This is a genomic window from Selenomonas sp. oral taxon 138 str. F0429 (genome assembly GCF_000318175.2).
Taxonomy (GTDB): Bacteria; Bacillota; Negativicutes; order Selenomonadales; family Selenomonadaceae; genus Centipeda; species Centipeda timonae.
Genome location: NZ_KB290935.1, coordinates 1 through 18,984, shown reverse-complemented (window position 1 = coordinate 18,984; position 18,984 = coordinate 1). Strand labels below are relative to the sequence as shown.

Here is an 18,984-nt window from a genome sequence, read left to right as displayed (position 1 = left end):
GTCTCCCTGTTTCTACTGCCGCTGCTCCTTCTGGGTGGGTGTATGCAGGAAGCGCAACACACGGATACCCCGGCGGCGGATGAGGTCACCATCGAGAACATCAGCGTTGAAAACTACTTCGAGACCGGCATCAACCGCGAGTCGTTTACACATGTGCCGCAGCGTATCGTCGTCATCGGCGCGAACGAGTCAGAGACGCTGCTGGATCTTGGTGTGACGGAGGGGATCGTGTCGGCGACACCCTCGCAGAACAATCCGACGTATGGGATCAAGGCGTGCAATCAGGCGGCGTTTGACACGCTGCCGCAGATGAGGCGCGCGGAGATCAATACGGAGCGTCTGCTTGCGCTCCGTCCCGACCTCATCGTTGCGCAGCAGGAATTTTTCTCGAAAAATCGGCTGGGCAGTACGGCATACTGGAACGAGCGTGGAGTTGCGACGATGGTGCCGCTCAATACGACAGCGCCCGGGAAGCTCAACCAACGCGAGACGATTGTACGCGAGATGAAGTTCGTCCGCGATCTGGGTACGATCTTTCACAGGGAACAGGCGGCGGAACGGATCATCGGCGACACCTACGCGCGGATTGACTTCATACGCGCGCAGACACAGGAGCGCACGCCGCCGAAGGTGATGGTGCTGGATTTCATCAGTATTATTGCCTCCTATGGGCGCGATAAGATTGCAGGGGATATGGTTGCCGCCATCGGCGGGGACATTCCGCATACGTCGGCGGCGGTCAGCCCCGAGCAGATTATGGCGGAGAACCCCGATGTCGTCTTTCTCGTCTCCTATGGGGACGATGAGGGGCAGCTGGCGAAGATTCGCAGCAATCCCGCCTTTCGCAACCTGAACTTCATCTGTACGGGGCGGCTCTATCCCATCCCGCTGAAATTCGTCTACGGGCCGCAGACGCGAACAATCGACGCGATTGGCTATATGGCGAACTGTATGTATCCGGGGCTGTTTGACTTTGCACCGGAGTATGATTTTGGCGTTCGATTGCTGAAGGAGTGAGTCTATGCGTATGCTTGTTGGGGCGCTCGCACTCATGCTCATGCTCGCAGCACTCGGTTGCGGCTCTGCACCTGCGGGACAGTTGGGCGGCTACGCCGTGACGGATGCAGAGGGGCGGACGGTCGCCTTTGCAGAAAAGCCCGTGCGCGTGCTGAACTATGCGCTCTGGCTGGATGACGTTGTGCTCGGACTCGTGCCGCCTGAGAGGCTTGTGGGAATCGACCATCTGGCGGACGATCCGAACAGCTCGAATATCGTGGAGATTGCAGAGAAAATCCCCGTGAAGCTCAATCAGCCGTCGGCGGAGCAGGTCGTTGCCCTGCATCCGGATGTCGTCTTTCTCGATGCGGGAAAGGATGCCGCGGTCGCAGAGACTCTGCGCGATCTCGGCATCCGCGTCGTTGCCTGTCAAAAGCCGCGCACGGCGGACGAGGTGCGGGTAGTGGTGCGCCTTGTCGCCGCCGCGCTCGGCGAGGAGGAGAAGGGGACGGCACTCATTGCTGCCTACGATGCGGAGTGTCAGGCGCTCGCCGCGCGCGTTGCAGAGATTCCGCCTGCTGAGCGCAAGACGGTGCTCGTGATCTCAATGTCGCCGACGTTCGGGAGCAAGGGCGGGCTGTTCGATTATCTCTGCACGATGGCGGGCGTGCGCAACGGCGCGGTGGAGATCGGCCTTGAGGCAGGGCAGGCGCTGACGAAGGAGCACATCCTCGCGGTGAATCCCGATGTCATGATCGTGCCCGTCTGGAACGATCACGGCAGCTATGACATCGAGAAGTTTAACCGCGAGTATCTGGACGATCCCGCCCTGCAGACGGTGAAGGCAATCCGAAATCAGCAGATTGTGCGTCCGCATGAGGGCTATATCTACAACGCCTCGCAGGACATGGTGTTCGGTGCGCAGGACATTGCACACATGGCCTACGGAGATCTGGTGGATCAGCCCGTGGAACGTCACCTGAGCGTGGCGGATAAGGAATAGGATTTCAAGGGGGACTTATGAAAAAGAAACAATGGATGGCAGGAATGGCGTGCGCGCTCTGCGCATTTCTGATTGCAGCACAGGCGGCAGAAGCAGATGAGGGGAAGAACGCTGTCACAACCGCAGACATCAACGTGACGGCGCAGGGCTATGAGAAGGAGACGCTCATGACGCCCGCAGACACGACGGTCTATACCGCCGAGGAGCTGAAGAAAACGGGCGCACGCGATGTGATCTCCGCGCTGAAATTCAAGAACGGCGTGCATTTCACGAACATGGGACCCGACGGGCAGACGTGGATCACGGGCAATGCGGGCACGAATCTGCGCGGCGTGGAGAATGGGACGCTCGTCCTCATCGACGGCGTGCCCGCGTCCTTTAACAACGTCAGCCATCTTGATATGATGAGTCTCGACGCTGTGGAGCGCGTGGAGGTCGTCAAGGGCGGCGGCTCCGTGCTCTACGGTTCGGAGGCGTTTGGCGGTGTCGTCAACGTCATCACGAAGGCTGCGTACAAGAATACGGTGCGCGTTGCAGCGGGTGACCGCGGACAGCGCGACTATGCGGCGACGATCAATCTCGGCAAGGTCGGGATTGCCGTCAGCCGCAGCTACTACGGGCAGACTGGGAATCTGACAGATACGCGGGGGAATTTGATAATCAATGGCGTATCGACGCCCTATGCCATCGGATTTGGCAAGAGCCGCAAGGATCACGTGAATCTGACGTACAAGATCAGCGACGAGCTGCGTCTTTCCTATATGTACAGCGGGAAGAATCACTCGATTCACTACAATGACATGGCGGGCGGGCTCCTCAAGTATTTCAAATACGACGATGACGAGCATTTTGCCAATCTGAACTATCAGGGGGCAAAGGGCTGGTCTGGAAATGTTTACTACAACTACCGTTCAATCTCGAACCCGGACTACTTCATCGTCAATTCGAGCGTCGTCGAGTGGGAGAAGAGTCATCACCACCACTATGGCGCGGAGGTGAAGAAGGTCTGGAAGGACGATGTGAGCACGACCCTCGTCGGACTCTCCGCCAAGCGGCAGACCTATGTTAACGAGAATCAGAAGTACAATAACTCCAGCAACAGCGCTGGCACGGTAAAGCCCTATGCGAAGTTCGGCCCTTACGGAATGAATGAGTATTCGCTCGTCGCCTCCTATGACCGTGACCTCAGCCCTGTGACGGCGGCGATCCTGAGTACACGCGCGGACTGGGTGAAGTCCTCGGCGGGCGACTACAGTGCCTTCCTCCCGCAGCTGCAGGTGACGACGCGCCTCGACCGGGACAGTGCCGTCTATGCGAGCGTGGGGAAATTCTTCCGCATGCCGAACTTCCGCAATCTCTACTACGCGAGCTCCGTTATGGTGCCGAATCCGAATCTGAAACCCGAATCCGGCTGGAACTATGAGGCGGGCTATAAGTACGACCACAAGGGACGCCGCTTCACCGCGAGTGTTTTCCATACGGATGTGCGCGACCAGATCGTCGGCATCAAGGGGGCAGACGGCAAGAGCTACCAGACGAATGCCGCATCCTACCGAAATACAGGCGTGGAACTCTCCTATGCACAGGATGTGAACGCGCATGTCAGCTTTAACACGGGCATTACCTACGGCAATCCCGAGCGCAAGTACAAGGCGGGGCAGGACTGGGTACGCGCACTCGGCCGCTATCAGCTGACGGCGGGCGTGAACTATGAGAACCGCGACCTCTCGGCGGCACTCAGCCTCAGCTATTGGGGTGATCGCGGGTACAACAGCTCGAGCGGGGAGCGGACGAGGTTTTACCCCATCTCCGGCAATCTCCTCATCTCGAACCTTCACGTCGCCTACCGCTTTACACACGATCTCACGGGCACGTTCGACGTGGACAATCTCTTCAATCGCCGCGACTACACGAACAGCGGTACCTACCGCACCGTCGGGCGCTCCTTCCTCGTCGGGGTGAACTATAGCTTCTGAGTGATTGTGCTCTCAAGTACGACCTATAACAAAAAGACGCGATACGAAGTCAAAACGATTTCGTATCACGTCTTTTTATGGTTGAACTTTCTCAAATCGCCATTCCTGCGGTGCGTCGGGGTACTTCGCACGGTCGACCGCGCTCAGGAACATTGCGAGCGGGCGCGCATACATGCCGTACGTTCCGTAGAGCGCCTGATAGACGACGAGCATTTCGCCCGTCTCCGTGTGTTCCGCCGTCGTCTCGATGCGGTAGAGATTGCCCTTGAAATGCCGCCAGATCTCACCGTGCTTTGGTATGTCACGCATGATATGTCCTCCTGATAACTCTTGTAAATGAGATTGCCTGCGTATGATTATACGGAGTGATTGAAATGCTGTCAAAAGTCCTTTTTGTGCACATTTTTATAGAAGAAAACTATGCGAATACTTTTCTTATCGCGAAAATTCGTGTAAAATTGACAGTAGAAGGATGGAGGAGCGGACGTATTGCCCAAAAGACATAGACTACTCCACGGTATAAGGAGTGTGATGAGATGAAACATATGGTAAGGCTCGCGGGTGGGGCGCAGGTGCCTGCGCTCGGTCAGGGGACGTGGTATCTTGGCGACTCGGCGGAGACGTACGCGCGCGAGGTAGAGGCACTGCGCGCAGGAATCGAGGCGGGCATGACCCTCATCGACACGGCGGAGAACTACGGCGACGGGCGCTCGGAGACCCTTGTCGGCGAGGCGATTCGCTCGTATGAGCGCAGCGCCCTCTTTCTCGTGTCGAAGGTCATGCCGTCGAACGCGTACGGCGCGCGTCTCATGCAGTCGCTCGACCGCAGTCTCTCTCATCTCGGGACGGACTACCTCGACCTCTACCTCTATCACTGGCGTGGCGAGCGGCCGCTTGCGGAGATGGTCGCGGCAATGGAGGGGGCGCGTGCGGCGGGCAAGATCCGTGCGTGGGGCGTGTCCAACCTCGATACGGCTGATATGGAGGAACTGTGGAGGATCGATGGCGGCAGGAACTGTGCGGTGAATCAGGTGCTCTATCACATGGGCTCACGCGGGATCGACTACAGCCTCCTCCCGTGGATGCGGGAGCATCATGTTGCGTTGATGGCGTACTGCCCGCTCGCGCAGGTGGGGCGGCTCGGCTGCGACCTCCTCGGGAGCAGCGTACTCGGAGAGATTGCGGCGAAGTACGGCGCGACACCGGCGCAGATCGCACTCGCATGGGCAATCCGCGACGGCAATACGATCGCCATTCCGCGCACGGGGCGGCGGGAGCACGCCGTCAGCAACGCGGGCGCGGACGCATTCGACCTCACGGCGGAGGACTGCGCAGCGATTGACCGCGCATTTCCGCCGCCGACGCGGAAAGAGCCGCTGCATATTGAGTGATGAGGAGGAGATGTAATGAAGATTGTTGTACTCGATGGATATACGGAGAATCCCGGCGATATCAGCTGGGCGCCGCTCGAGGCACTCGGTGAGGTGACGGTCTATGACCGCACGTCGCTCACGGAGTCACCGCTGATCGCCGAGCGTATCGGCACGGCGGAGATCGCCGTTACAAACAAGACGCCGCTCACGCGCGCCGTGATCGACGCCTGTCCGAATCTCAGGGCAATCGCCGTGCTCGCGACGGGCTATAATGTTGTGGACACTGCATACGCGCGCGAGAAGAATATTCCTGTCATGAATGTGCCTGTGTATGGTACGGACAATGTCGCACAGTATGCGATAGCGCTGCTCCTCGAAGCCTGCTCGCAGGTGGGGCTTCACGACCGCTCCGTTCATGCGGGCGACTGGACGAAGAGCATTGATTTCTGCTATTGGCAGCGTCCTCTGATCGAGGTCAGCGGCAAGACGGCGGGCATCGTCGGATTCGGACGCATCGGGATGGCGGTCGCCCGCATCCTGCGAGCGATGAACGTTCGCGTCCTCGCCTACAGCCGCTCGGAGCGTCCCGAGGGGCGGGCGCTCGCGGACTATGTGCCGCTTGATACATTGTTTCAGAAATCGGATTTTATCTTCCTACACTGTCCGCTGACACCCGAGACCGATGGAATCGTGAGCGCCGCAAACATCGCAAAGATGAAGGACGGCGTCATCATCGTCAACAATGGGCGTGGACAGCTCGTTGTGGAGGCGGATCTCGCGGCGGCACTCACGAGCGGCAAGGTCGCCTATGCCGCCGTCGATGTGGCATCGACCGAGCCGATCCGCGCGGACAATCCTCTTCTCACCGCACCGAACTGCATCATCACACCGCATATCTCGTGGGCAACGAAGGAGGCGCGCGCGCGCATCATGCAGATGACGGCGGAGAATGTGAAGTCGTTCATCGACGGCAAGCCGATGAATGTGGTGAACTGAGGAAGCTCTGACCAACAAAAAGCCCGTTTGGCATTGTGCGCCAAGCGGGCTTTTTCAAAAGGCTGTCCATACTTGTTTTATATTATCGTATATGATAACATAAAGGTAAAGGAGGAATCGTATGCGTTGGAATGTCCAATTTTATCAACGAGAGAATGGGGATATACCTGCCTATGAATTCCTTTGTTCCCTGCCGCCGAAGCTTCAGGCAAAAGCGTTTTCTGAGATTGAGCTGTTGGAAAAATGCGGGACAGCACTCAAAGAACCCTATGTGAAGCCTCTGGTCGGAAGGAAATATCAAGGTCTGTGGGAATTGCGCGTACGTTTTTCTTCAGACAGTGCGCGTATTTTTTACTTTTTGCGTGCGGGAGACACGTTTGTTCTGCTGCATGGATTTCGAAAGAAGACGAACAAGACGCCGTCAAAGGAATTGGAACGTGCTATGGCGTATAAAGAGGACTACGAGAGGAGATGGAGCAATGAAGACGGGGGTTGAATTGTCCGCTATTCGCGCAAAGCTGATGAAAAATGAGGCGTTCGCGGCAGAGTATGAGCGTCTGCAGCCGCGCTATGAGTTGATTGCTCAGATTATTGCAGCGCGTACGGGGCAGAATATGACGCAGAGCGAGCTTGCGCGCCGTATGGGTACGCAGACATCGAATATCAGCCGCCTTGAAAGCGGCACATACAATCCGTCGCTTGATTTTTTGATTCGTACGGCGCATTCTCTTGGCAAGGAGCTGCAGATTGCGCTGCGCTGACACGGCACTTTTTCGGAAATATGTTTGACTTTTGTTGTAAAGAAAAAACCGCCCATTCTGGCAGGTGAGCGGTTGTTGAAATAAAATAACCCAAAGATTGGAAAGATGCCGCATAGGGCGTTCTTTCTATGTCTATTAGAACAGGAGCGTATTCGATTGACAAGAGGTTATTTCTCTAGCACGACAACCTCGTAGGGGCGCAGCTCTGGCTCAAGTCCCTCGTAGTTGCCGAGGAGCTTTGTCCAGCCTGTGTCCGCAAGAGATTCGAGGGTGTCCTCCATAAGAGGCACATTTGCCGCGCGGAAGTTGCAGTAGACGCGCAGCTTTTGCTCCGCATGGGCGCGCTCGTAGGCGATGATGCTTGCGTTCTCGCGCTCGAGGAAGAAGATGTCGCCCTTCTGGATGATGGGCTGCTCCTTGCGCAGACGGATGAGTGTCTGATAGAAGTGAAAGACGGAGTCCGCGTCCGCACGCTGTGCCTCGGCGTTGATCGTGCGGTAGTTCGCAGGCGGGGCGAGCCACGGTGTCCCCGTGGTAAAGTCCGCGTTTTCGTCTGCGCTCCACTGCATCGGCGTGCGGCTGTTGTCGCGCGAGCGCGCGGCGAGGATGGCGAGTGCCTCCTCCCGCGATTTCCCCTCGTCGAGGAGGATGCTGTAGTAGTTGAGGCTCTCCACGTCGTGGTACTGGGCAATGTCCGTGTACTTCGCGTTCGTCATGCCGAGCTCCTCGCCCTGGTAGATGTAGGGCGTGCCGCGCATGAAATGGATGCACGCGGCGAGCATCTTCGCTGACTCCGCATGATAGCGTTCGTCGTCGCCGAGACGGCTGACGATGCGCGGCTGGTCGTGGTTGCACCAGAAGACGGCGTTCCATCCGCCGCCCGCCGCCATGCCCTCCTGCCAGATGCGGAAAAGGTTCTTGAGCGCCATGAGGTCCGGCTCCTGCAGTGCCCACTTCGCCCCATCCTTATAGTCGATCTTCAGATGGTGGAAGCTGAACACCATCGAGAGTTCCTTCTCGGCGGGGTGCGAGTAGCGGATGCAGTTCTCGAGGGTGGTGGAGGACATCTCCCCGACGGTGATCATGGCGTCGATCCCTGTGTCGCGCGTGAGTTCCTTGAGGAATTCGTGGACGTGGCGGCCGTCCGTGTAGAAGCGGCGGCCGTCGCCCTCCGTGTCGTTTTCGAAGACGGCGGGCTTGGAGATGAGGTTGACGACATCGAAGCGGAATCCCTCGACGCCCTTTTCCTTCCAGAAGCGGACGACGTTCTTCAGCTCCTCGCGCACGCGCGGGTTCTCCCAGTTGAGATCTGCCTGCGTCACGTCGAAGAGGTGGAGGTAGTATTTTCTGAGTGCGGGGACATACTCCCACGCGTTTCCGCCGAATTTCGAGACCCAGTTCGTCGGCGGCGCGTCGGGCGTGCCGTCCTTGAAGATGTAGTAGTCCATATAGGCGGGATCGCCCGTGAGCGCGCGCTTGAACCACGCGTGCTCGGTCGAGGTATGGTTGAAGACCATGTCGAGCATGATGCCGATGCCGCGCGCCCGTGCCTCGCGGATGAGTCTGTCGACGTCCTCCATCGTGCCGAAGCGCGGGTCGACGGCGCAGTAGTCGGCGACGTCATAGCCGCCATCGTTCTGCGGCGAGATGAAGAACGGCGTGAGCCAGAGGAAGTCGACGCCGAGTTCCTTCAGGTAGTCGAGCTTCGCGGTGACGCCGGGCAGATCGCCGAGGCCGTCGCCGTTCGTGTCATAGAAGGATTTCGGGTAGATCTGGTAGACGACCTTGTCCTGTATGTTCATGTTGTTCTCCTTATTGTATCTATAATAAGCTTCCCTCACTTTTGCGGGGGAAGCTTATATGCCGTGCCTCAAAGCCTCCCCCTCCACAGAGGGGGAGGCGAACCGCGCAATATATCCATTATGAGCCTATTAGACCATAGAAAGGTGTTTCGGTCAACGGGGGACTTTTGGAGTGAGAGCAACTTGTGATATAATTAAGTCAAATTGCCATATACGTTGTGCAGCAAGCACAGGCTCGAACGAAAGAGAGGGATAATATGAACCTGCGGAACGATGCCGACGGTATCATCAAGGAATCATTGGCGGAAATCCTGCCGGATGCGGCGGTGGAAAAGGCGCTGAAGGGACATACCTTTGCAAACGGGCGGATTGTGCTCGTCTCGGTCGGCAAGGCGGCGTGGCAGATGGCGCGCGCGGCGGCAGACGTGCTCGGTGAGCGCATCGACACGGGGCTCGTGATTACAAAATACGATCATGTGATGGGCGAGATTCCGCGCGTGCGCTGCATGGAGGCGGGGCATCCCGTGCCCGATGAGAACTCATTTGCTGCGACCCGTGAGGCGCTTGCGCTGACGGAGAACCTCACGGCGGAGGACACGGTGCTCTTCCTGCTCTCGGGCGGCGGCAGTGCGCTCTTCGAGCAGCCGCTCATTCCTGCCGCAGAGCTGACAGATCTCACGGAGCAGCTGCTCGCCTCGGGTGCGGACATCGTTGCAATGAATACGCTGCGCAAGCGCATGAGTGCGGTGAAGGGCGGCCGCTTCGCGGAGCACTGTGCGCCCGCTGCAGTGTTCTCGATTGTGCTCAGCGACATCCTCGGCGACCCGCTCGACATGATCGCATCGGGCCCCGCGCATCCCGACAGCTCGACAGCGGCAGATGCGCACGCTGTCGTGGAGAAATACAGGCTGCGTCTCTCGCCCACCGCGACCGCGCTCCTCGACAAGCCGCTGCCGACGGCGCTGCCGAATGTGGAGACGCATATCACGGGCAGCGTGCGCGAACTGTGCGCGGCGTCAGCGGCGGCAGCAGAGCGGCGCGGCTATACGCCCGTCCTCCTGACCGATCAGCTGGCCTGTGAGGCGCGCGAGGCGGGACGCTTCCTTGCGGCGATTGCGCGCACGCACGCGAGCGAAGGATCGTACGCCTATATTGCGGGCGGCGAGACCGTTGTGCAGCTGAGGGGCAAGGGGCGCGGCGGGCGCAATCAGGAGCTTGCCCTTGCAGCGGCGGAGGGCATCGCAGGTCTCACGAACGTCGCCGTGTTCAGCGTCGGCAGCGATGGGACGGACGGCCCCACGGATGCGGCGGGTGGCTATGTCGACGGCGGGACGGTCGCGGCACTCGCACGCGAGGGGAAGAGTGCCGCGGCGGCGCTCGCCGAGAACGATGCCTACCCTGCGCTGAACGCCGTCGGCGGGCTCATCATGACGGGGCCGACGGGCACGAACGTCAACGATGTCGCCGTGCTGCTGATTCGCGGATGAGCTTTTCTTTCAGGAGGGACGCATGACCGAATTCGAGGAGATTCTGACCGCGCGCGCGGCAGAGGTGCAGATTCCGTTGACGGAGGAGCAGGTTGCGCAATTCAACGTCTACAACGAGCTCCTTGTGGAGTGGAATGAGCGCATGAACCTCACGGCACTGACCGCGCCCGCCGACGTCGCGGTGAAGCATATCATCGACAGTCTGACGGCGTACGATACCGCGCTGTTCGATGCTGCGCAGACACTGATCGATGTGGGGACGGGCGCAGGACTGCCGGGAATTCCGCTCGCCGTCTATGCGCCGCACATCGAGGTGACACTGATGGATGCGCTGGCAAAGCGCGTACGCTTCCTCACGGAGGTGACGCGCGCGATGAATCTCACGAACGTGCGCTGCATCCACGCACGGGCGGAGGAGGAGGCACGCCAAAAGGAGCACCGCGCGCACTATGACATCGCTGTGAGCCGCGCGGTGGCGCGCATGCCTGTGCTGCTCGAGTACACGCTGCCGTTCGTGCGCGAGGGCGGCTCCGTGCTCGCGCTCAAGGGACGCGCGTACGCAGAGGAGGCGGCAGAGGCGCGCGGGGCGGCGGAGCGCCTTGGGGGCGGTGTGATCACGGCGCGTCCCGTGCAGCTGCCGGGGCTTGACGATGTGCGTGCAATTCTCTCGGTCACGAAGGAGCGCCCGACGCCGAAGGCCTATCCGCGCCGCGCGGGACAGCCGGAGCAAAGTCCGCTGAAATAATTTAATAAAGGATTTATCTGCTTTATGTCGAAAATAATTAAAGACGTATATGCGTATATTTGCTGTGCAATTTTCGGTGCGGCATAAGATAAGGAAAGCGATTCGATAAGGGGATGACGAGATGAAACGATGGAGAGGTCTTGCACTCGGAACGCTGACGGCATTCCTCCTGTCTGCACCCGCTGCAGATGCGGCGGAGGCAACGACTGCGGCTGTGCGCACGGCGGCGGTGGATGAAGGTGCCGCACGGGACGCAGCGCGCGCGGCAAAGGCTGCAGAACGTGCGGAGCGGCAGGCTGCACGCGCGGCGGCGAAGGCAGAGCGCCAGCGGGCAATCGCGGATGCAAAGGCTGCGCGTGCAGAGGCAAAGACGGCACCGACTGCATCTCCTGCGAAGGCGGCTGAGGTGGCTGCGCCCGCGTCGGGAGAATCGGCTACATCCGCTGCCGTGGAGTCTGCTGCTGCGGAGCGCACGGCTGCACCTCCTGCACTCTCGGAGAAGGAGACGGCTCGTCTGGAACGTCAGCAGATGCTCGCTGACCGCAAGGCGGAGCGCGCAGCGGTGAAGGCTGAGCGCAAGGCGGCACTTGCAGCGGCACGTGCGGAGAAACGCGCGGAGGCTGCGGCGGAGCGTGCAGAGAAGAAGGCGGCACGTGCGGAGGAGAAGGCGACGAATAAGCGCGATCGCAAGTCTCGTTATAAGACGCTCTTCGTGGACAACGGCTTTACCTACTATATGGATGTGCAAAATACGCGTTGGGTGCCGCGCCCCTACAACAGCTCGGAATATATGATTGATGCGTGGGTGCGTCTCGTGGAGAATACGACAGGGGAGCCTGTGGCGGAGGATGGAAAGATCCGCCCGGCAAAGTATTTTCTCGAGCATTACTATATCAGCCCGCAGCGGCATGAGATCATGTTTATGTCGGAGCTTGAGGTAACGGGACGTCCAGATAATGCAGTAAAGGAGCGCGCGTACGATCCGAAGAACTGGGAGCAGCTCGTGCCCGGCTCGATTGAGGATGCACTGTATGAGGCGATCAAAGCGCGAATGAAGGGGGCGCCCGGCAGCGGTACAGGCGGCATGAGTGTCCGTGATATGATAGAGGAATACGCACGTATTTCGTTCTAAATGAGTGTAGATAGAGGGAATGGGGGGCTCATTTTGCAGGAACAATACGGTGAGCGCGATCTCTGTCAGGTCACAGGGCTGCTAAACATGATGCAGTTTATGCGCCACGCATCGGCGCATCTGCAGGATGTGTTGGCGGATCCGCTGACGTTCATGTATTTCGATATCGAGAATTTCAAGAGTTTTAACCAGCGCTACGGATTCCAGCAGGGCAACCGCCTGCTGCGCTATGTGGCAGATCTCCTGCGCGAGACGTTCGAGGGGAATCTCGTCGCGCGCTTTAACGACGATCATTTCGCGGTGGCGACGCACAGCGAAAATCCAGCGGACTGCATCCAGTTCATCCACGAGCGCATCCGCGTCTATGATCTGGGGCTGCCGATGGAGGTAAAGGCGGGGATCTACCACCCACCGGAGGATGTAACGGATGTCGCGCTCATCATGGATCGCGCGAAGATTGCCTGCAACAGCATCAAGAATACCTACGATCTGACGTGGGCGGAGTTTGACCCCGCGATGGAGGAGGAAATTAATTTCCGCAGCCATATCATTCGCTCATTCCAGGAGGCGATGATCGAGGGCTATATCGAGGTGTTCTATCAGCCTGAGATACGTACGATGACGCGTGAAATCTGCGGGTTCGAGGCGCTCGCGCGCTGGCGCGACCCTGTGCATGGGATGATCTCGCCGGGGGTGTTCGTGCCCGTACTTGAGGATGCACATCTCTCGCCGCAGCTCGACCTCTACATCATCGAGCGGGTATGTCAGGATATCTCCCGCATCCGTCGTGAGCTGCCGAGCTGGGAGCTGCTGCGCGTGTCGGTGAACCTCTCGCGCGCGGATTTCCGTCTGATGGATATGGTGCAGGCGGTCGAGGATGTCCGTCTGCGCTACGATATTGCACGTTCGTTGCTCAACGTCGAGGTGACAGAGGGCGCGCAGAGCGATGATGAGAAGTTCCTGCAGGGCGAGATTGCACGCTTCCGCGCGGCGGGGTACGAGGTCTGGATGGACGATTTCGGCAGCGGCTACTCCTCGCTGAACAATGTCAAGGACTATGTCTTTGACGTGCTGAAAATCGATATGAATTTTCTGCGCTCGTTCGATACGAATCCGAAGTCCGCGATTGTCATCCGCTCGATTGTGAATATGGCGAAGGAGCTCGGGCTGCATACGCTCGCGGAGGGCGTGGAGACGGAGGCACAGTTCGAGTTCCTGCACGAGATCGGCTGCGAGAAGGTGCAGGGCTATCTGTTCAGCCCGCCGATGCCGCTCGACAAGGCGATCGCATACTGTCATGGGGAGACGGCGCAGGTGAAGGTGGAGCCGCTGCGCCTCGGCAGCTACTATGCGGAGATCGGTGCGATCAATGTGCTCTCGAGTGAGGCGATTGAGCGGCGCGGTTCGCCGGAGATCGGGGATGCGCTCTCACTTGCGGTGCTCGAGGAGGAGGGCGGGGAGATCCGCTATCTCTATCAGAGCCGCATGTTCAAAATGTTCCTGCAGAGCATCGAGCTGGATGAGGACAGCGTGCATACGCCGCACTACGAGCGGCGTAAACGCCAGAATGAGCGCATGATCGCGCGCATGATGGAGGAGGCCGACCGCACGGGGCGCGAGGTCTATACGGACTTTATCACGCGCAACTCGTTCAACTCGGTGCGCCTGCGGCTCGTGACGCGCGATGTGGATGATACGCGTGCGGTGTTTCTGATGGCGACGGTGAACATCTCGCGGTTCAGCCCCGAGGCGGGTTCAATGCAGGAGGCACTGAACCAGATTGTTGCGCTCTATGACCGCGTGGATCTCTTCGATCTCGGCTCGCGCAAGCTCACCCAGCTCTATCGAGATGTCTATGAGCCGAACTATACGCAGGAGTATGGGCACTTCGAGGAGCTGGTCGCCCACTATGCGGAGGAGAAGATTCTTCCCGCCGAGCAGAAGCTGTTCAAGAAGTTTTACAGTGAAAAGCATCTGCGTGCCGTCCTTGAGGATAAGGCGGGGCGTGAGGAGGTCGCGGTACTGTTCTACAAGCGTATGCCGGACGATGGGCGCATGTTGCGGCTGCACCATCTCGTGCCGTTCCGGCTCGGGCAGCGCGACTATGTGATCTCCTGTGTGCAGGCGATCAATGAGAATATCATCACCGCCGTGACGGCGGCACTCGCGGAGGATACGTAGGCAGGCAGGGCTCGGTTGGTACGTGGAGCGTATGCGCAGTATGCTGTAGAAGGGGCGCCTTGGACGATCAAAGGCGCTCTTTTTTGTACGCATCTTTTATGCCCATCGCGCTGATACGATTTTTGCATCGTATGTTTTCTTTTGTTATACTTCCTTTGATAGAAACATTTGTTTGAAGGAGGTATATCAAATGAAAGAACGAAATGACGTGAGGACGCCTGCAGAGCGGCAGGAATGTGCGGTGCGTGAGACCCGTTGGGCACATCTGCCGCTGACAAAGGCGGAGGAGGATGTGCTGATTGCGCGCGCGGTGCGCGGGGAGGCGGGCGCAATGGCGGAGATGCACGCGCGGTACCGGGGGCTGATCCTCGCCGAGTCCCGCACCTCATATCTCAGGAATGCCGCACTCGCGGCGGATGCGGAGAACATCGGCGTGCTCGCCTTTATTGAGGCGCTGCATGACTACGATCCGAAGCATGGCGCGCCGTTCGCGGGATTCGTGAAGGGGCGCGTGCATCACGCGCTCTATACGGAGTTCCGCCGCGAGCGGCGGCTCTGGGAGCGGACATCACATCCCGAGCAGACGGCTGATGGGCGGGATGCGTGGGAGCACTGCGGCGGGACAGAGAATCCGACGGAGTGCGCAGATCTGCGGCTTCTTGTGCGCGGGCTGCTGAGAAATGTGATGCACCGCCTCACGGAGCGCGAGAAGGAGATCCTCTCCCTGCACTACTTCCGCGATCTGACACTGCGGCGCATCGCTGTGCTCCTCGGCACCTCGGCGAGTGCGGTCTCCAAGAGCAAGGCGAATCTCCTGCGCAAGCTGCGCGCAGGTGCAGGGGTTGCATATGTATGAGAAATGTGGTATTCTGGCTGTGAGGGAATATGGAATTGTAAAGGAGATGTCCTACATGGCACAGACCAGCATTAGCATTCGCATGGACGCTGAACTCAAAAAGAACTTCGAGACCTTCTGCGGCGCAGTCGGCATGAATATGTCTACGGCGATCAACATGTTTGCCATCGCCTGCGTGCGCGAGCAGCGCGTCCCGTTCGAGATCTCCGCGCAGCGTGCGCTGCCGGGCGAGTCGCTCGATCTCTTTACGGATACGACGTGGAGCGACGGGGAGAATTGAAAAAAGAGGGGCGGTCGCCCCTTTTTATGTGAGGAGCGCCTTGGACGATCAAGGCGTTCTTTTTTTGCGTTTTTTTCAGCATGTGACTATTGCAACAGAATCGCGAAAGATTCTCATCTATAATGAACGCATAGATGATAGATATTTTCAATCATATAGATGGGAGCGATACCAATGGCTGAAGAAAAGAAGAACGAACCGGGACATGAGTTCCTTGCGCGTCTGGGCAAGACGCGGCTGCGTCCGGGCGGGCGCGAGGCGACGGAGTGGCTGCTCGGCCACGTTGACTTTACGGCAGATACGCGTGTGCTTGAGGTTGCTTGCAACATGGGCACGACGATGGTCGCCCTCGCAGAGATGCACGGCTGCCGCATCACGGGGCTGGACATGAACCCGAAGGCACTGGAGAAGGCACGTGCGAACATCGCGGCGCACGGGCTGAACGATGTGATCGACGTGGTGGAGGGGAATGCGCTCGCGCTGCCCTTCCCCGACGCGACGTTCGATGTCGTCATCAACGAGGCGATGCTCACGATGCTGCCGCGTGAGAACAAGGCAAAGGCGATTGCCGAGTACTTCCGCGTGCTGAAGCCGGGCGGTGTGCTCCTCACGCACGATGTCGCGCTGCGCGTGACGGATGAGGCGGAGGCGGCGGAGCTGCGTGCGGGCATCTCCCGTGCGATCAATGTGAACGTCGATCCGCTCCCGCACGCACTCTGGGAGAAGCTCTTCCGCGACGCGGGCTTTGCCATCGAGGTGCAGACGGGCGATATGACACTGCTCGACCCTGCGGGGCTCGTGCGCGACGAGGGATTCGACGGTGCGATGAAGATCATCCGCAACGGGCTGCGGACGGAGAACCTCGACCGCTTCCGCAAGATGTTCAACTTCTTCTTTGACCACAACAAGGAGTTTTCATACATCGCCATCGTCAGCAAAAAGTAGCTAGGGAATCGCTGATAAAATGAAGTCCGTCAGATTGGCGTAGATTTTTTCGTCCGAACAAGGAGACAAACCGGACGACGGTGCGGGCAAAAAAGATACGTCAAGATGGCGTGGCTGAATTTATCAGTGCTTCCCTAGATCAGGAGAGCGAACGAAGGCATCCATGTGTCGGACAGATGAGGAGGAATCGTATGCGAATGACAAAGCAGAGGGCTCTTGCGGCGGCGGTCGCGCTCACACTTTCGGGCACGGTGCACGCCGTCTATGCAGAGGATACGCAGGCGCAGAAAGAAGGCTATGAGACAGCTCCCGTTGTGGTGACGGCATCGGGCTTTGAGGAGGATGTGCGCTTTGCCCCCGCGAGTATCTCGGTCATCAAGGCGGATGAGATCGCGCAGCGCGGCTATACGGATCTCCGTCAGGTGCTTGATATGGTGGAGGGGGTCGACACGTTCGGCGCGACGGGGCGGTTCGATACACCTGCGGTCTCGATTCGCGGGATGGACGACGGCTATACGCTGCTCCTCGTGGATGGGGTGGCGCAGGTGGGACCCGGCATCGCGGGCGGGATGATGCGCAGCTTCAACCAGCTCGCGAACACGAGCCTGCCCACACCGAGCCAGATCGAGCGCATCGAGGTCGTGCGCGGCCCGATGTCGACACTCTACGGCTCGGATGCGATGGGTGGTGTCATCAATATCATCACAAAGAAGGTGACGGACGAGTTCCACGGCTCTGTCTCCGTCGGCAGCATCCTTGAGACGACGGACGGCAAGTCGAACACGATGAAATACAACTTCAACGTGGCGGGGCCCATTACGCGCGGCAAGGTCGGGATGCAGATGCGCGGCAGCTATCTGAAACGCGGCCCGTCAGCATTCGGTGTGGACAAGGAAAGGCGCGACTACGACAACTGGAATCTCGGGACGCGCGTGACCTATACGCCCACCGCAGGCCACAGCTACTATCTCGACATCGACCGCGGGCAGAACATGCGCGACGGTGATTTTGCCCAGCGCGGCAAAATGAAGCCGCCCTCTCCGCCCGCACCGTCAAATGCAGAGGTGGTGACGAAACTCGACGGTGATGTGGCGCAGCGGTTCGACCGCATGAAGATCGTGCTCGGCGCGGAGAACAAGGTCGGCAAGGAGGGGACGTGGACGAATACCCTGTCCTTCCTGCGCAACGAGATGCACCTCGATGTAGATATGACGGGGACGGCAAAGCCGAACATCCTACCGCTTACGATCCCGATCCGCTCACAGATCCGCAACAATGTGAAGAATGACTTTGTGACGTTCGATACGAAGTATGTCACGCCGCTCGGCGACGATCACACACTCGCGGTTGGGGCACGCTGGCAACGCGAGGGGGTGGACTACCATCTGAAGCGGAAGATTGCGCCAGCGGGCGCTGCTCCTCCAATGTTTGCTCAGATGATGCACCGGCGCAGCTCCGATGACAACGGCAGTCTCTCGCGTTCGAGTTGGGCACTCTACGGCGAGGATACGTGGGCGCTCACGAAGAAGCTCGTCTTTACCTACGGTCTGCGCTACGATCATCCCGAGGACTACGACGACAATCTCAGCCCGCGCGGCTACCTCATCTATATGCCGAACCGCAACTTCACGGTGAAGGGCGGCGTTGCAACGGGCTACAAAGCTCCGACGATGCTTCAGTCTGCGCCCGTAGACATCCACCTCAATATCACGGGCGAGATCTATCGCGGCAACACAGGGCTGAAGCCGGAAAAGTCGACGACGGAGGAAATCGGGTTCTACTACCACAACGAGCACGATACGGATGCACACGTGACGTTCTTCCACACGGATTTCAAGAACAAGATCGACCTCGGCGATGCGGTGAATGTCGCGGGCATCGGTGACGTCCGCACCTACGAGAATGTTGGCAAGGCACGCATTCACGGCGTAGAGGTCGGAACGAAGTTCGCGATCGCACCGAAGGTGTCGGCGGGGCTGAACTGGACGCTGCTCACCAGCCAGATAAAGAGCGGCAAGAATGTCGGTCAGCCGCTGCGCTCCACACCGAAGCAGGCAGTCAACCTGAGACTCGACTGGATGCCGACGGATGCGACGGATGTCTGGCTCAGTGCGCAGTACCGCAGTGGGATGTACCGTTCGAAGCAGGCAGCAGGGATCGCCTCGCACTATCGTCCGTTCACCGTCCTCAACATGGGCGTGACGCACAAGCTGCGTGATGGGCTCTCCATGCAGTTCGCCGTCAACAATCTGCTGAACCGCAACTTCGACCAGACAAGGACGGCGGTAAACGGCACGAAGTACGGCGACTACTATGACGAGATCGACGCAGACGGCATCGCGGGCGGCTCCTATATCTCCCGCCGCAGCTACTGGCTCGGTCTGACGTACGACTTCTGATGATCAGATAAAAAAGAAGCTGCCTCCGCCGAAAATAAATCGGCGGAGGCAG

Annotated in this window: 17 protein-coding genes; 15 read left to right on the top strand and 2 right to left on the bottom strand. The window is 59.1% G+C overall.

The features are described 5' to 3' along the window. Window positions 1–42: 42 nt before the first annotated feature. The 3 genes from HMPREF9163_RS04520 to HMPREF9163_RS04510 are packed head-to-tail and all read left to right on the top strand — an operon-like array spanning window position 43 to window position 3,975. Window positions 43–1,017 carry an ABC transporter substrate-binding protein gene (locus HMPREF9163_RS04520; protein ID WP_232296664.1) on the top strand — a complete coding sequence of 325 codons (975 nt, stop codon included), beginning with the start codon at window positions 43–45 and terminating at the stop codon, window positions 1,015–1,017. A 4-nt stretch (window positions 1,018–1,021) separates the two neighbouring features. Beyond that, window positions 1,022–1,999, top strand: coding sequence for an ABC transporter substrate-binding protein (locus HMPREF9163_RS04515; RefSeq protein WP_009440494.1), 978 nt, complete (start codon window positions 1,022–1,024; stop codon window positions 1,997–1,999). A gap of 17 nt (window positions 2,000–2,016) precedes the next feature. Beyond that, on the top strand, window positions 2,017–3,975 hold the full coding sequence (locus tag HMPREF9163_RS04510) for a TonB-dependent siderophore receptor (protein ID WP_009440493.1): 1,959 nt from the start codon (window positions 2,017–2,019) through the stop codon (window positions 3,973–3,975). Window positions 3,976–4,050: 75 nt separating this feature from the next. Here HMPREF9163_RS04510 and HMPREF9163_RS04505 read toward each other — a convergent pair whose 3' ends face one another. Beyond that, on the bottom strand, window positions 4,051–4,284 hold the full coding sequence (locus HMPREF9163_RS04505) for a DUF1653 domain-containing protein (protein WP_009440492.1): 234 nt from the start codon (window positions 4,282–4,284) through the stop codon (window positions 4,051–4,053). Between the two features lie 227 nt (window positions 4,285–4,511). On the opposite strand from HMPREF9163_RS04505, the gene HMPREF9163_RS04500 reads away from it, so the two are divergent. From HMPREF9163_RS04500 to HMPREF9163_RS04485, 4 genes are all read left to right on the top strand, one after another. Continuing rightward, window positions 4,512–5,366: an aldo/keto reductase gene (locus HMPREF9163_RS04500; protein WP_009440490.1), complete on the top strand. Its 855-nt coding sequence runs from the start codon at window positions 4,512–4,514 to the stop codon at window positions 5,364–5,366. 15 nt (window positions 5,367–5,381) lie between these two features. Further along, window positions 5,382–6,344: a D-2-hydroxyacid dehydrogenase gene (locus tag HMPREF9163_RS04495; RefSeq protein WP_009440489.1), complete on the top strand. Its 963-nt coding sequence runs from the start codon at window positions 5,382–5,384 to the stop codon at window positions 6,342–6,344. A 121-nt stretch (window positions 6,345–6,465) separates the two neighbouring features. Beyond that, window positions 6,466–6,840 carry a type II toxin-antitoxin system RelE/ParE family toxin gene (locus HMPREF9163_RS04490; protein WP_009440488.1) on the top strand — a complete coding sequence of 125 codons (375 nt, stop codon included), beginning with the start codon at window positions 6,466–6,468 and terminating at the stop codon, window positions 6,838–6,840. Next, window positions 6,824–7,105 carry a helix-turn-helix domain-containing protein gene (locus tag HMPREF9163_RS04485; protein ID WP_009440487.1) on the top strand — a complete coding sequence of 94 codons (282 nt, stop codon included), beginning with the start codon at window positions 6,824–6,826 and terminating at the stop codon, window positions 7,103–7,105. The genes HMPREF9163_RS04490 and HMPREF9163_RS04485 overlap by 17 nt, the downstream gene beginning before the upstream one ends. A 167-nt stretch (window positions 7,106–7,272) precedes the next feature. Here the strand turns inward: HMPREF9163_RS04485 and treC are convergent, their stop codons facing one another. Further along, the gene (treC, locus tag HMPREF9163_RS04480) at window positions 7,273–8,907 is read right to left on the bottom strand and encodes an alpha,alpha-phosphotrehalase (RefSeq protein ID WP_009440486.1); all 1,635 of its coding nucleotides are present in this window, start codon (window positions 8,905–8,907) and stop codon (window positions 7,273–7,275) included. 257 nt (window positions 8,908–9,164) lie between these two features. Between treC and HMPREF9163_RS04475 the strand changes: the two genes are divergently transcribed. The 8 genes from HMPREF9163_RS04475 (at window position 9,165) to HMPREF9163_RS04440 (ending at window position 18,932) form a co-directional block, all read left to right on the top strand. Continuing rightward, window positions 9,165–10,394, top strand: coding sequence for a glycerate kinase (locus HMPREF9163_RS04475; RefSeq protein ID WP_009440484.1), 1,230 nt, complete (start codon window positions 9,165–9,167; stop codon window positions 10,392–10,394). A gap of 22 nt (window positions 10,395–10,416) precedes the next feature. Continuing rightward, window positions 10,417–11,139: a 16S rRNA (guanine(527)-N(7))-methyltransferase RsmG gene (rsmG, locus tag HMPREF9163_RS04470; RefSeq protein WP_009440483.1), complete on the top strand. Its 723-nt coding sequence runs from the start codon at window positions 10,417–10,419 to the stop codon at window positions 11,137–11,139. Between the two features lie 121 nt (window positions 11,140–11,260). Next, window positions 11,261–12,271 (top strand): hypothetical protein, encoded by a 1,011-nt coding sequence (locus HMPREF9163_RS04465; RefSeq protein ID WP_009440482.1) that lies wholly within the window; start codon window positions 11,261–11,263, stop codon window positions 12,269–12,271. Next, window positions 12,272–14,452, top strand: a complete 2,181-nt coding sequence (locus HMPREF9163_RS04460) for a bifunctional diguanylate cyclase/phosphodiesterase (RefSeq protein ID WP_009440481.1) — start codon at window positions 12,272–12,274, stop codon at window positions 14,450–14,452. 190 nt (window positions 14,453–14,642) lie between these two features. Beyond that, the gene (locus HMPREF9163_RS04455) at window positions 14,643–15,308 is read left to right on the top strand and encodes a sigma-70 family RNA polymerase sigma factor (RefSeq protein WP_009440480.1); all 666 of its coding nucleotides are present in this window, start codon (window positions 14,643–14,645) and stop codon (window positions 15,306–15,308) included. Between the two features lie 55 nt (window positions 15,309–15,363). Beyond that, window positions 15,364–15,588, top strand: a complete 225-nt coding sequence (locus HMPREF9163_RS04450) for a type II toxin-antitoxin system RelB/DinJ family antitoxin (RefSeq protein WP_037346078.1) — start codon at window positions 15,364–15,366, stop codon at window positions 15,586–15,588. A gap of 174 nt (window positions 15,589–15,762) precedes the next feature. Next, on the top strand, window positions 15,763–16,533 hold the full coding sequence (locus tag HMPREF9163_RS04445; protein ID WP_037346075.1) for a class I SAM-dependent methyltransferase: 771 nt from the start codon (window positions 15,763–15,765) through the stop codon (window positions 16,531–16,533). Between the two features lie 191 nt (window positions 16,534–16,724). Continuing rightward, window positions 16,725–18,932 (top strand): TonB-dependent receptor domain-containing protein, encoded by a 2,208-nt coding sequence (locus tag HMPREF9163_RS04440; protein WP_232296663.1) that lies wholly within the window; start codon window positions 16,725–16,727, stop codon window positions 18,930–18,932. The last annotated feature ends 52 nt before the right edge of the window (window positions 18,933–18,984 follow it).

Bases quoted from the DNA above. Each gene is read 5' to 3' on its own strand.
- HMPREF9163_RS04520 (WP_232296664.1), top strand. From the start codon at position 43: ATGCAGGAAGCGCAACACACGGATACCCCGGCGGCGGATGAGGTCACC.
- HMPREF9163_RS04515 (WP_009440494.1), top strand. From the start codon at position 1,022: ATGCGTATGCTTGTTGGGGCGCTCGCACTCATGCTCATGCTCGCAGCA.
- HMPREF9163_RS04510 (WP_009440493.1), top strand. From the start codon at position 2,017: ATGAAAAAGAAACAATGGATGGCAGGAATGGCGTGCGCGCTCTGCGCA.
- HMPREF9163_RS04505 (WP_009440492.1), bottom strand. From the start codon at position 4,284: ATGCGTGACATACCAAAGCACGGTGAGATCTGGCGGCATTTCAAGGGC.
- HMPREF9163_RS04500 (WP_009440490.1), top strand. From the start codon at position 4,512: ATGAAACATATGGTAAGGCTCGCGGGTGGGGCGCAGGTGCCTGCGCTC.
- HMPREF9163_RS04495 (WP_009440489.1), top strand. From the start codon at position 5,382: ATGAAGATTGTTGTACTCGATGGATATACGGAGAATCCCGGCGATATC.
- HMPREF9163_RS04490 (WP_009440488.1), top strand. From the start codon at position 6,466: ATGCGTTGGAATGTCCAATTTTATCAACGAGAGAATGGGGATATACCT.
- HMPREF9163_RS04485 (WP_009440487.1), top strand. From the start codon at position 6,824: ATGAAGACGGGGGTTGAATTGTCCGCTATTCGCGCAAAGCTGATGAAA.
- treC (WP_009440486.1), bottom strand. From the start codon at position 8,907: ATGAACATACAGGACAAGGTCGTCTACCAGATCTACCCGAAATCCTTC.
- HMPREF9163_RS04475 (WP_009440484.1), top strand. From the start codon at position 9,165: ATGAACCTGCGGAACGATGCCGACGGTATCATCAAGGAATCATTGGCG.
- rsmG (WP_009440483.1), top strand. From the start codon at position 10,417: ATGACCGAATTCGAGGAGATTCTGACCGCGCGCGCGGCAGAGGTGCAG.
- HMPREF9163_RS04465 (WP_009440482.1), top strand. From the start codon at position 11,261: ATGAAACGATGGAGAGGTCTTGCACTCGGAACGCTGACGGCATTCCTC.
- HMPREF9163_RS04460 (WP_009440481.1), top strand. From the start codon at position 12,272: ATGAGTGTAGATAGAGGGAATGGGGGGCTCATTTTGCAGGAACAATAC.
- HMPREF9163_RS04455 (WP_009440480.1), top strand. From the start codon at position 14,643: ATGAAAGAACGAAATGACGTGAGGACGCCTGCAGAGCGGCAGGAATGT.
- HMPREF9163_RS04450 (WP_037346078.1), top strand. From the start codon at position 15,364: ATGGCACAGACCAGCATTAGCATTCGCATGGACGCTGAACTCAAAAAG.
- HMPREF9163_RS04445 (WP_037346075.1), top strand. From the start codon at position 15,763: ATGGCTGAAGAAAAGAAGAACGAACCGGGACATGAGTTCCTTGCGCGT.
- HMPREF9163_RS04440 (WP_232296663.1), top strand. From the start codon at position 16,725: ATGCGAATGACAAAGCAGAGGGCTCTTGCGGCGGCGGTCGCGCTCACA.